This is a genomic window from Psychroflexus salinarum, assembly GCF_042677225.1.
GTDB classification, from domain to species: domain Bacteria; phylum Bacteroidota; class Bacteroidia; order Flavobacteriales; family Flavobacteriaceae; genus Psychroflexus; species Psychroflexus salinarum.
Genome location: NZ_JBHTIV010000005.1, coordinates 694,676 through 707,579, shown reverse-complemented (window position 1 = coordinate 707,579; position 12,904 = coordinate 694,676). Strand labels below are relative to the sequence as shown.

The 12,904-nt window shown below is 37.4% G+C and carries 8 protein-coding genes and 1 tRNA gene; 1 reads left to right on the top strand and 8 read right to left on the bottom strand.

Annotated elements, in window-relative coordinates:
- Nucleotides 1–66: 66 nt before the first annotated feature.
- A tRNA-Leu gene (locus tag ACFQ0R_RS05345) sits at nt 67–148 on the bottom strand.
- Between the two features lie 105 nt (nt 149–253).
- Here ACFQ0R_RS05345 and ACFQ0R_RS05340 point away from each other — a divergent pair.
- The gene (locus tag ACFQ0R_RS05340; protein ID WP_379657343.1) at nt 254–1,651 is read left to right on the top strand and encodes a dipeptidase; all 1,398 of its coding nucleotides are present in this window, start codon (nt 254–256) and stop codon (nt 1,649–1,651) included.
- 252 nt (nt 1,652–1,903) lie between these two features.
- Here the strand turns inward: ACFQ0R_RS05340 and ACFQ0R_RS05335 are convergent, their stop codons facing one another.
- From ACFQ0R_RS05335 to ACFQ0R_RS05305, 7 genes are all read right to left on the bottom strand, one after another.
- Nucleotides 1,904–3,868, bottom strand: coding sequence for a BspA family leucine-rich repeat surface protein (locus ACFQ0R_RS05335; RefSeq protein ID WP_379657342.1), 1,965 nt, complete (start codon nt 3,866–3,868; stop codon nt 1,904–1,906).
- Between the two features lie 250 nt (nt 3,869–4,118).
- Entirely contained in the window at nt 4,119–7,487 is a 3,369-nt protein-coding gene (locus tag ACFQ0R_RS05330; protein ID WP_379657341.1) for a GEVED domain-containing protein, read from the bottom strand.
- A gap of 558 nt (nt 7,488–8,045) precedes the next feature.
- The gene (gene hemE, locus ACFQ0R_RS05325) at nt 8,046–9,068 is read right to left on the bottom strand and encodes a uroporphyrinogen decarboxylase (RefSeq protein WP_379657340.1); all 1,023 of its coding nucleotides are present in this window, start codon (nt 9,066–9,068) and stop codon (nt 8,046–8,048) included.
- A gap of 49 nt (nt 9,069–9,117) precedes the next feature.
- A complete protein-coding gene (gene hemB, locus ACFQ0R_RS05320) occupies nt 9,118–10,104 on the bottom strand; it encodes a porphobilinogen synthase (RefSeq protein WP_379657339.1) in 987 nt (328 codons plus the stop codon).
- Between the two features lie 4 nt (nt 10,105–10,108).
- A complete protein-coding gene (locus ACFQ0R_RS05315; RefSeq protein ID WP_379657338.1) occupies nt 10,109–10,885 on the bottom strand; it encodes an enoyl-CoA hydratase/isomerase family protein in 777 nt (258 codons plus the stop codon).
- Nucleotides 10,875–12,341: a sensor histidine kinase gene (locus tag ACFQ0R_RS05310; RefSeq protein WP_379657447.1), complete on the bottom strand. Its 1,467-nt coding sequence runs from the start codon at nt 12,339–12,341 to the stop codon at nt 10,875–10,877. The genes ACFQ0R_RS05315 and ACFQ0R_RS05310 overlap by 11 nt, the downstream gene beginning before the upstream one ends.
- Nucleotides 12,341–12,886, bottom strand: a complete 546-nt coding sequence (locus ACFQ0R_RS05305; protein ID WP_379657337.1) for a CopD family protein — start codon at nt 12,884–12,886, stop codon at nt 12,341–12,343. Before ACFQ0R_RS05305 ends, ACFQ0R_RS05310 begins: the two co-directional genes overlap by 1 nt.
- Nucleotides 12,887–12,904: the final 18 nt, after the last annotated feature.

The window sequence follows — 12,904 nt, the reverse complement described above, 5'->3', positions numbered from 1 at the left end:
CGCAAACACTCATTTGCTTCCATCAAAAAACCCAACAATCTGAAAAGATTGTTGGGTTTTTACAAGTACGGGCGGAGAGACTCGAACTCTCACACCTCGCGGCACTAGATCCTAAGTCTAGCGTGTCTACCAATTCCACCACGCCCGCATTTAATAATGGTAATTTTTGCGATTGCAAATATAAAGAATAAATACAACTTTCAAATTAAGTTTCAAGAAAATATTTTATATTGTGAAAACTCAAATAAATACTATGAACACTAGACCTTATATCGAAAAACACAGAGAAAGATTTATAGATGAACTCATTGAGCTTCTCAAACTTCCATCCGTAAGCGCAGATCCAAGCTTCAAAAAAGAGGTTCTGATGACCGCTGGAGCTGTTAAAATAAATCTGGAAGCTGCAGGTTGTGATAAAGTTGAAATTTGTGAGACACCTGGATTTCCAATTGTTTATGCAGAAAAAATCATAGATAAAAATCTACCAACGGTTTTGGTTTACGGTCACTATGATGTGCAACCACCAGACCCTGTAGATCTGTGGAATAGTCCACCTTTTGAGCCGGTTATCCAAAACACCGAAATTCATCCAGAAGGAGCAATTTTTGCCCGTGGAGCTTGTGACGACAAAGGGCAGATGTACATGCATGTGAAAGCACTAGAAGTCATGATTCAAAATGATGAGTTGCCTTGCAACATCAAATTTATGATCGAAGGTGAAGAAGAAGTAGGGAGCATAAGTCTAGAATGGTTTCTGGAAAATAATAAAGAAAAGTTAGCTAACGATGTCATCTTGATTTCAGACACGGGAATGATAAGCAAAGAGGTGCCTTCCATTACTACTGGCTTGCGCGGAATGAGCTATGTCGAAGTGGAAGTCGAAAGCCCTAACCGTGACTTGCACTCAGGTTTATACGGCGGAGCAGTGGCTAATCCTATCAATATTTTATCTAAAATGATTGCTTCACTACACGATGAAGATAATCACATCACTATTCCTGGTTTTTACGATAAAGTCGAAGAGCTAAGCGATGAGGAACGAGAGAAAATGGCCGAAGCACCTTTTGATCTGGAAGATTATAAAAAACACATCGGCATCCCCGATGTTCATGGTGAAAAAGGCTTTACAACCAATGAGCGCAATTCCATAAGGCCTACTTTAGACGTTAACGGCATTTGGGGTGGTTATATTGGGGAAGGTGCTAAAACAGTGATACCGAGCAAGGCTTTTGCCAAAATTTCCATGCGATTGGTACCAAACCAGGATTGGAGAGAAATCACAGAACTGTTCAAAACTCATTTCGAAAACATCGCTCCCAAAAGTGTAAAAGTAAAAGTAAAACCTCATCATGGTGGCCAGGGTTATGTCACTCCTATTGATGGGATCGAGTACCAAGCGGCAGATCTTGCCTTTCAGGAAGCCTTTGGTAAAAAAGCAGTTCCCCAGCGAAGCGGTGGCAGTATTCCTATCGTTTCTTTATTCGAAAAGTACCTCAGCAGCAAAACCGTTCTTATGGGATTTGGCCTTAATTCGGATGCGATACATTCTCCAAACGAACATTTCGGAATTTGGAATTACCTCAAAGGCATAGAAACCATTCCTTATTTCTATAAGCATTTTACAGAGTTGTATAAGGAAAGTAAAAAGTAAAATTTGGGCGTTACCTCGACAAAATCATCGAGGTCGGGCTATCCGTTACAAGCCATTTCAGTACAACCCAAAAAACTATAAGCCTGGCAGGAGCTTCCGTTGGTCGCTTCGCCAGGCTTTAGTTTTAAGATGGGTTTTACTTCATGGGCTTTCCACTGCTATCCCTAACGCTATTTTATTTCTTTATAAATAAGTTTTTATAGAAAATGTATCAATAAAAAACAGACGTAAAGTTTATAACGCACGTTAAACTTATTTGACTACTACACGTTTAGTAACCTGTTTTTGATTTACTGTAAAAATAGAGATTAAATAATTTCCAGAAGCTAAATCAGACATATCAATACTGTTATCTCTTTTGTCAAAATCTGAAATGATTTTTACAAGTTGACCTTGAATGTCATAAATTTTTAGTTGTTCTATTTTTTCGATATTATCTGTATCAATTCTTAAATAATTATTGGATGGATTGGGGTAAATAGTTATTGAACCTTGATCAAATTCAGACACCAATAAAGTTTCACAATTCGAGCCCCAATTCGGCATATAATTATTTTGTAAGGCGGAGTTTAAGGCGAACTCTATAGGTTCTTGTGGTATTTGCTCCACACACCACATAGAAATATCCTGATTGAATGATGATGCGTCTCTAAACATAAAACTCATATAAATAACATTAGAAACATCCCATAAATTTAAAGGTTGATTAAAAGATTCAGCGTTGAAGAACATCAAGCCCATACCTAACACATTTGAAACATCCCAGTTATTTAGAGATTGATTAAATACCATAGATCCCGAAAACCCAGCAAACATTTCATTCATGATAACAACATTTGAAACGTCCCATGAATTTAATTGTTGATTAAAGTTAGAAGCTCCTCTAAAAGTTGAATGCATGTCAGTTACATTACCTACATTCCAATTATCTATAGGCTGATTGAAATTAGTGGCATTATTGAACATAAAAGCCATCGTAGTAACTTTACTCACATCCCAATTATCAAGAGGCTTATTAAACCTACTAGCGCCTGAGAAAACAGAAACCATATCTTCAACATTACTTGTATCCCAATTATTAATTGATTGGTTAAAAGATGTAGCTCCAGAAAAAATCGACCTCATACTCAGTACATTATTGAGATTAGGAATTTCAGACGTATTTAAAACCATTTTTTTTGCGTCTCTAAAACTACCTTGCATGTTCCTCCACTCCTGATTGCCCCAGGAATCTATACTGCTCAATTTATCATCATTCTGACATGCTAAAAACTCTGGACCTACTGCAACTTTACAAGTTTTAAAGTAAGGAAATACACCAGTTATGCTTATAGTATAAGTACCAGGGTTAGCATAATTATGAGTTATGTCTGAAGTAACATTCTGATTTATCTGCCCGTCACCCCAATCAATAGTGAAATTATAGTCATATGCATTCACCGTATAAATATCTACACTTAAATCTTCCTGAACTGTCCATGTGGTCACAAAAGGGCTTGAAGATGGAGAAAAATTTTCACCGCATTGGCCAATTAAATCTCCTACTATAGTCCATCCTTTATTATCAATTAGATTACTACGGGTTTGTATATCACAATAACCAATACCATAAGAAATAAGCCTTAAGTCGGTTATGTTCTGATTGTCAAAACTCTGTAGAAGAAAATCATAATTTTGATTTGACAAAGCAGTATTACTAATAAAGTCATTCAGAGAAATGCTTGCATTAAAAGACCAGTCGCTTAAATCTTGATTAAAAGATGTAGCTTCATAAAACATACCAGACATATTTGTAACATTACTGACATCCCAATTATTTAAAGGTTGATTAAAAGATATTGCAGCTAAAAACATTTGACTCATATCTTTAACTTGACTTACATCCCAATAATTTAAGTTTTGATTAAAGAAAATACTATAGAAGAACAGTTCACTCATGTCAGTTATTCCACTAGTACAGGTTAAAGATATTTGAGGATCATTCTCATTATTGAAAATTATAGCACCAAGCTCTTGCCTTGTCCGTTTTGTAAAAACTTTCTCTACACCATTAATGATTACAGAGCCTGAGTCTCCATACTCAGCATTTGGACACATACACGTCTCGCCGTTTGAAGCCAGGTAAAAATTTGAATTCTCTTGAGAGTAAGAGTTAGTTAAACTGATCAAAAAGAAAACAGCACAACATATGCAGTAATTATTAAGTTTATTTTTCATTTATAGATAGTTAGTTAAGGTCTAACGAAAGTATTATAAATATGTCCAATTTAAAAACACCACTTCGACTTCAGTAGGATCGTGAACCCAAGATACTGCAATACTTTAGGATAGCGCAAAAGCTGAATATCGAAATGCTTTAAGCGTACAGAGTTAAAATCAAAAAATACTGAACTAAACTTTATTCTTATAACATAAAAAACCGTCCACCTGAGGCAGACGGCTTAGTCTTGATTTAAAAAATTAAGGATTATTCTTTAATCAATTTTTTAGTGAAGGATTTTTGACCGTCATCCAATTTGATAAGGTAAACTCCACTGGATAAATTTTCTAGAGGAATGCTCTGGTTAATTACTTTCCCGTGGCTTAATTGTCTGCCGGAAATATCGTAAAGCGTATAACTCAATGAAGTTCTAGAAGACACTTTTAAGTTAACAACTTCGCCTTTCACGGGGTTGGGATACAATTCCATATCGTATGTGCCTGTCTCTGCTTGACCAAGTCCTTCCGTATCATTCAAGGTGGTGTAATTGCTGGTAGCCTGGCCAACATTCACAGTATAATCCTCCACCTCTCCATAAGAAAAACTTTCACAAGCCGTTTGCGCAGCATTGTACTTCATAGAAACTCTCATACGAGTAGAACCTGAAACTGCTGTGGTTGGCACGGAAAAAGTTGCACTTAAATTAGCAGCGCTAGAAGACGAACCACTCACAACCAATTCATTGGTTTCAAAAACACCATTTTTGTTATAATCTATCCAAACTTTCCAATACTCAGTATAGGACTGTCCTGAGAATCCTGCACTGATCTGGATGGTGTTAGAGCCATAAGGCAGATTAGCCGTTAAGTTGGTGTTATCTGCATAACCAGAGTCGTTTGCACTTGTTTTGGACACATTGTTCAGCCCTACAAAATCAATCCACTCATAAGAGGAGTTGTTTCCTTTGGATTCACAGTAAGTTACAGAAGAAGAACTTGTAGTCACACTCAAAGTAGCACTTTCTGAAGTATTTCCTGCTGCATCTTTTGCTCTTACTGCAAATGTGTAAGTTGTTCCAGCAGAAAGACCATTTACCTCCACACTTGTATTGGCTGTGGTTCCTATAACACTAGAGCCTTGCAAAATTTCATAAACATCTACACCTACATTATCTGTAGAGGCATTCCAAGATAAATTGACTGAAGTCTCTGTTACATTAGATGTTGCTAATGCTGTTGGAGTACTTGGAGCTTGAGTATCTGCAGTGGATGCACTTAGATTCACTGTATAATCTTCTACTTCTCCATAAGAAAAGGTTTCACAAGAACTTGGTATACCATTATATTTCATAGATACTCGCATTCTCGTAGAGCCTTCTACAACTGTATTTGGAACTGTAAAACTCCCCGTAATTGAACTAGTTTTAGAGGCTGTTTTTGAAAACACAAGCTCGCCAGCATCTGCAAAATCTCCATCGTTATTGTAATCTATCCAAATTGCATAGCCTTCACTATAAACCGATCCTGTCCATGTAGAAGTTATTGTAAAACTATAAGCTTGACCATTAGCTAAGTCTGTAGAGATATTAGTAAAATCTGAATATCCATTTCCACCACCAGATGAATTAGTGATAGTATTCAATTCAAAATTCCCTATATATTCATCTGCAACACTATTTCCTTTAGAATCACAATACGTTAACTGTTGGTCTGTCGTTGTAAAACTTAGAGTTGTAGAATACGTTGAGTTTTCAGTATCACATTTACTTCTTACTTGAACGTCGTAACTAGTTACTGGACTTAAACTTTGTAATGTCGCCGCAGTATTAGCTGAAGAAATAGTTGTCCAAGTTGTAGTTCCAGAAGTTCTGTATCTCACATCATAGGTCGCAGCATCAACAGCATTCCAATTCATCATTGCTGAAGTAGAACCTATTCCTGAAGCTGCAAGTCCTGTTGGTGTAGTTGGATTACAAACCACTGGAGTTGAAGTTAAACCAGTAACTACCAAGCTATAATTTTGACTTCCACTACTTAATGAGCCTTTATGGCTTACTGTTACAGTGTAAGTTCCGGAAGCATTACTTACGTCCACACGTTCAAATGTATCTCTAGCATTATCACCTCTAGCATTTGTATTCACACCGGTTAATTTCCATGGGGAGTATGAGGTCGTGTTTTTGGTCACTCGTATGTCCAAATCGTTGACTAATTTAGCAACAGTTGAATTGGTAGCTGTTGTAGAAGTCCCAGCAGGATCAGTCCAGGAGACAGAAGCCAAAAGATCGTTGATTCCATCGCTTTCTATTTCTACAGAATAAGTCTCACCAGGCATTAACGTTAATTCACTTATAAGAGCGGCTTGTCCATTTTCTGAAATCGCTTCTGCAGCTTTCTTGGTATTCATCAACCCCCAGCCAAAGATAGCATCTGGACCAGTTTGTCCTGCATCATCTGCGGTGTGTAAAGCGATTCCCTTTAATGTAGCCGCCTTTAAATAATTTCCATTCGTATTATTGGCGTGTTGCTGTAATAAAAGCAAAGAACCTGCAACGTTTGGAGAAGCCATAGAGGTCCCGGAAATACTATTGTAAGCTGTATCACTATTATCATAAGTCGAATAAACACCCTGACCGTTTCCTGTGATATCAGGCTTGATTCTAAAATCATCTGTAGGCCCTTGACTACTAAATGAACTAATATTAACTGAAATAAGATTGCCATTGTCATCTATATTGGCATCCTTAGCACTGGCGACAACCATGGTGTTTTTGGAGACCGAATGTCCTGTAAGCTTATCATACTCTGGATTGGAAGAACTTATTGGGGAACCATTAAAAGTAGCAGTCCCGTCATTACCAGCGGCTACAACCATAAGGTAATAGGGAGCATTGTATTGCAGATTGTCCCAATCTCTAGAGTCATTGATATATGCACCAAAGTAATAATCTGGAACAGACTGTGAATTGAATCCATAAGAATGATTGGAGATCAACATGCCATTACTTGCTGCAGCTGTGGCTTCGGATAAATCGTTATTCCATTTGTAAGCTCTGGCCTTTGCCTGAGGAGCCATCCCCTTTGCATTGGCAACAACTCCAGAGGCTAGAATTGTTCCGGTTACGTGAGCGGCATGAAAGTTTAACTGAACACCACCTTCTGTTGTAGCATCCTGTATAGAAACTCTATTATTACCCCCTGGACCATCATATTCCTGATGAGTCACCCTTGGATGACCACCATCCCAGACGTAAGATATCATGTTTTGTCCATCTAGATTCAGGCCTAATGCCCCACCGGAATTCACGTGATTGGCTCTGGTAGATCTCGCTGCAGCGACGTTGTAAGTCGTGTAATAAATAAGACTTCCATCTTCTTCTATGCGCTGCAGCTCTGCATAACTCCCATCTTTCATTTTTAATTCTTTCTCAAAAGAATTGGATATTGCATATTGATTGATTCTTAATTTATGTTGTTTTGATTTTGTTTTAAATTCACTTTTCAGGCTAGATAAAGCCTTCTTATTGTATCTGGATGTAATTTCTTGTTGCTGTTGCTCAGTTTGAGCTAGCCCTATAAAAGAGAACCCAACTAAAGCAGCCAAAGTCGAAACTCGAGTAAATAATTTTTGATTCATTTGTTTGTTATTAAATTAATAGAAATGCTCTCAGTTGTGAGATTCAGGTTGGTCTAAGTAAAGAAGCTAGCGTCAGCGGAAACCATGTGAAAATATGTTCTTGAAATGAAGAACATGAAATAGAAAAAGAGCGTGAATAAAACTGTTCAAAATTGCGTTTATTTTACTTTTATTGTAAAAGACGCATTTTTTATTAAATATATGTTATGGTTCGACCGTACATTTACTACGGGGAAACCGTAAATTTTAAGGTTTTATTAAAAATTTATTGAGTGAAACTGAGGACCTATAACTTAAGACCCCTATCTAAAGTAATTTGGAGTAGTATCAAGGAGAATTACATTAAAGTAATTCATATATTAGTTCTTAATTTTCTTAAGATACCATAGAATACTTTAACGCCGACTTCAGTAGGATCGTGAACCCAAGATACTGCAATACTTTAGGATAGCGCAAAAGCTGGATGTCGAAATGCTTTAAGCGTACAGAGTTAAAATCAAAAAAAATCCCTCTTCTAATTAATTAAAAGAGGGAAGTATAAATTTTATCAGTGACAATCTACTTATATTCCTTGACAGCATCCACAAAAGCTTTGGCATTTTCAACAGGAATATTTGGTAATATCCCATGACCTAAGTTAACAATATAGCGGTCTTTACCAAATTCATCTATCATTTGATGCACCATCTTTTTGATGTCTTTTGGAGGAGAAAACAATCTAGAAGGATCAAAATTACCCTGCAAAGTAATTTTTCCACCAGAAAGATATCTGGCATTTTTTGCAGAACAGGTCCAGTCCACACCAAGCGCCGAAGCACCAGATTTGGCCATAGTATCCAAAGCAAACCAACAGCCTTTTCCAAAGGGAATCACTGGGATCTCATCCTTCAAAGCATCGATAATTTGTTGAATGTAAGGCCAGGAAAATTCCTGATAATCTACTGGAGAAAGCATGCCTCCCCAGGAATCAAATACCTGAACGGCATCCACTCCGGCTTCTACTTTACCTTTTAAATAAGCTATAGTAGTATCTGTGATTTTTTGAAGTAACTCGTGTGCCATTTGAGGTTCGGTAAAGCAAAATTCTTTGGCCTTGTCAAAGTTTTTGGAACCTTGTCCTTGAACACAATAACAAAAAATTGTCCACGGAGAGCCTGCAAAACCAATAAGAGGCACCTCATCATTGAGTTCTCTTTTAGTCATCTTGATGGCGTCATAGACATAACCAAGTTCTTCGTAAACATCAGGGACAATCACTTGATCCAAGCTTTTTCTATCTCTAATTGGATTTGGTAACCAAGGTCCAACGCCTGGTCTCATCTCCACTTCTATGTTCATCGCTTGAGGAACCACAAGAATATCACTAAATAATATCGCTGCGTCCGTCCCTACCTGATGAATAGGCATGACGGTGATTTCAGTAGCAAGCTCTGGAGTTCTACAACGAGTGAAAAAATCATATTTTGCTTTTAATTTCATGAAATCAGGCAGGTACCTTCCTGCTTGTCTCATCATCCAAACCGGAGGTCTTTCTACGGTCTCGCCTTTTAAGGCTTTTAAAAATAAGTCGTTTTTAATCATTTATTCTGAATTGGTATTCGATATTATTTTAATATACAAAACTAACTGCTTAAAGCAATTTAACGGCGTCCTTTGCAAAATAACTGGCAATCATAGTCGCCCCTGCCCTTTTGATGGCTGTTAATTGCTCGAGCATCACAGCATCGTGATCTAGCCAGCCTTTTTCTGAAGCTGCTTTGATCATCGCATATTCACCACTGACTTGATAGACTGCTACAGGAACTTCTACTTCATTAGCTAAGTCTCTCACAATATCAAGATAACACAAACCTGGCTTCACCATAACGATATCCGCGCCTTCATCAATGTCTGCGAAGGATTCTTTCAAAGCTTCACTTCTATTGGCAGGATCCATCTGGTAGGTCTTTTTATCTTTTGGAATATCTTTCGCATCGACAGGTGCAGAATCGAGAGCATCTCTAAACGGTCCGTAAAACGCTGAGGCAAATTTTGCTGAATAACTCATGATTCCCACATCGGTAAAATGTGCATCTTCCAACACACTCCGTATTTCGAAAATCCTGCCATCCATCATATCACTTGGTGCCACAAAATCGGCTCCAGCCTGAGCATGGCTCAATGCCATTTGGGCTAAGAAAGAATTCGTTCTGTCATTGGCGATTTTGCCTTGATCTACAATACCATCATGACCATAAATAGAATACGGATCTAAAGCCACATCGGTCATAACCAGCATTTCAGGCACAGCTTCTTTGACGGTTTTGATGGCTTTTTGCATCAATCCGTTTGGATTGACCGCTTCTTCCCCTCTATTGTCTTTTAATTTCTGATCGACCTTTACAAAAAGTAAAACTGACTTTAAGCCCATTTGCCAAAGCTCTTTGACTTCTTTGGATAACAAGTCTAGGCTGAACCTAAAATAATTCGGCATTGAGGCAATTTCATCCTTCACGCCTTTTCCTTCGACCACAAACAGAGGTACAATAAAGTCGTTCGGACTCAAGTAATGTTCTCTTGTTAATGCTCTTATGGATTCACTTTGTCTTAAGCGTCGGTGTCTTTGTAATGGAAACATATACTTATTTAAAATTTGCTTTTCTCTTATTCAGAAAGGCTTGAGTTCCTTCTTTAAAATCTTCGGTTCCAAAGGATTTCCCGAAGTTTTTAATTTCAGTATTAAAGCCATTCACACCATCTTTGTAAGAATCGTTTATTGCCATAATAGCAGATGAAATCGCTTGCATGGAGTTGTTCAAAATCTTGTTGGCAAGTTTTTCTGCAAGTGGTATTAGCTCCTCAATAGGTGTTACGTGATTTACCAAGCCGTAATCTTTTGCCGTTTGAGCATCTATCATTCCAGCAGTCATAATCATTTCCATAGCTCTGCCTTTACCTACCAATTGTGGTAAGCGCTGAGTTCCTCCATAGCCTGGAATCACGCCCAAAGAAGTTTCCGGAAGGCCTAGTCTGGCGTTATCACTTGCAATTCTGAAATGCGCAGACATGGCTAATTCCAATCCGCCTCCAAGTGCAAAACCGTTGACGGCTGCAATAACTGGTTTTGGGAAATTGGAGATATAGTCAAAAACCATCTCCTGACCCTTAGCAGCAAGATCTTCGCCTTCAGCAACACTATATTCAGAAAATTCTGAAATGTCTGCTCCTGCTACAAAAGCTTTCTCGCCACTGCCCGTTAGAATAATGACTGCTGCCTCATCATGGTCTAAAAGAAATTTAAAAGCGTCGTGAAGTTCTTCAATGGTAGCTCTGTTAAGCGCATTGAGTTTCTTCGGCCTGTCTATGTATACGGTCGCTATACGATCGTTGATATCTACTTTAAGGTTTTCAAATGTCATAACTGTTGGATTTTGGAAATTTTAATGTAAAGGTAGTACCTTCATCAGGTTTTGAAGTCAGTTTTATATCACCTTTATAAGTTTCAACTATATTTTTGACCATTCCAAGACCAAGCCCCATTCCGCTAGATTTAGTAGTAAATCTAGGTTCGAAAATTCGCTCTTGCATGTCTTTTGGAATTCCCTCTCCATTGTCTTCAACTTTGATGATAACATTATCATCTTCAGTAGAAATGCTTACTGAAATAACTGGAGATTTCAAGTGTTCTGTAGCCTGAATAGCATTTTTAACTAAATTGGTAATAATCCTTATAAGCTGACTTCTATCAAATTTAATCTGAATATCACTTTTTTCAGAATAAAATTGAATCTTATTATCATTGAAAATATCAAGTGCTAATTTGGTGATTTCAACAGCATTTAAACTTTCTTTTTGCTGTGCCGGCATCTTAGCAAAATCTGAAAAGGCTCCTGCAATAGCACTTAAATTATCGATTTGCTGAATGATGGTTTTCGAAAATTCTTTGACTCGCATTTGGATGTTTGGGTCGTTTGGGTCAAAATTTCGTTCAAAACTTTGCATGCTCAAACGCATGGGCGTTAGTGGATTTTTGATCTCGTGAGCTACCTGCCTTGCCATCTGCCTCCAGGCTTCTTCACGTTCAGTTTTAGCTAGCTTTATGGCACTTTCTTCCAGCTCATCGATCATTTCATTGTAAGCTTTAACCAGTGGTTTTATTTCATAGCTGATTTCGTTGTAAGAAATTTTAGGGTTGCTTTGATCCAATCTTGTCTTAGTGATTTTTTTACTGATGGTTTGAAGGGAACTTGTAATGTATTTAGATAAAAAGTAAGCCAAAATAATAGCTGCAATCAGCATAAATAAATACACTTGAGACAAGAGAATTAAGAAATCTCTAAGCTCTCTTTGCAGGAAACCATCATCTTCAATATAGGGCAGATTCAGAATTCCGATGGGTTTAAAATAATTATCTAAAATATAAGTGTAAGACGACTGGTAGTTTTGATCATTGACTTTAAAGTTTTCAACATACTTTTTATCAGCTGAGTTTTGAAGCGCTTCTACCTTTTCAGGATTCATTCGAGTTTGAACAGAATCCATATAAAATGTAGCATGAGAGGATTTTAAAAGATAGCCGTCTAAATCATAAATGTTGATTTCGGTATTATGAATATCCTGAATCTCATAGATTTTTTCTTTAAAAATAAGCGATAGATTTTCAGTATCTACAGGATAGGTCGTGGTTCTTAAAACATAATTGATATTAGCTCGAATGGCATTTTCCTTACGATTAAGTTTTTCTCTATGCAATTCTTTAGCCTCTTCCGTAAACTGATAAATAGTCACCCCTGCAATCAAAACGGAAGCTCCTACAACCAGGGCTATCATTGAGATGAAAATTCGAGTTCTTAAAGATCTTCTGTAATTAAACATCATGCAGAGGTGTTTCTATCCCTAAGGCGCTTGTATAACTTAATACCGAGCATCAGCACAACACCAAGCCCAATTAAACCCACCAAACCCCAAATCCAGCTGATGGCGCTTTTCAAAATCACTAAAAAAACAATGGCAAATAAAATAAGAGTAGCGCCTTCATTCCACAGTCGCATACCATTGGAAGACCACCTGATGTCATCGTTTTGAAATTGTTTGAAAATAAAATGATTTTTGATATGATAAGCAATTAATAAAACAACAAAAGCCAACTTCACGTGCATCCATCCCTGTTCTAGCCAACCAGGAACTAAAATCAGAAGCCATATAGCGAAAATAGTCGCTAAAATTGCTGAAGGCCAGGTGATGATATACCACAGACGCTTAGCCATGATTTTGAGTTGTTCACTCAAGATATCACTGTCGGGTTGTGGTTTTTGCCTAGCTTCAATGTGATAGATAAAGAGCCTAGGAATGTAGAACAAACCAGCAAACCAAGTAATCACAAAAATGAGGTGAAGCGACTTTATATAATTGTATTCCACTTGAAACTATTGAATTTA

Coding starts and splice junctions, on each gene's coding strand:
- ACFQ0R_RS05340 (WP_379657343.1), top strand. CDS start 254: ATGAACACTAGACCTTATATCGAAAAACACAGAGAAAGATTTATAGAT.
- ACFQ0R_RS05310 (WP_379657447.1), bottom strand. CDS start 12,341: ATGTTTAATTACAGAAGATCTTTAAGAACTCGAATTTTCATCTCAATG.
- ACFQ0R_RS05330 (WP_379657341.1), bottom strand. CDS start 7,487: ATGAATCAAAAATTATTTACTCGAGTTTCGACTTTGGCTGCTTTAGTT.
- ACFQ0R_RS05315 (WP_379657338.1), bottom strand. CDS start 10,885: ATGACATTTGAAAACCTTAAAGTAGATATCAACGATCGTATAGCGACC.
- hemE (WP_379657340.1), bottom strand. CDS start 9,068: ATGATTAAAAACGACTTATTTTTAAAAGCCTTAAAAGGCGAGACCGTA.
- ACFQ0R_RS05335 (WP_379657342.1), bottom strand. CDS start 3,868: ATGAAAAATAAACTTAATAATTACTGCATATGTTGTGCTGTTTTCTTT.
- hemB (WP_379657339.1), bottom strand. CDS start 10,104: ATGTTTCCATTACAAAGACACCGACGCTTAAGACAAAGTGAATCCATA.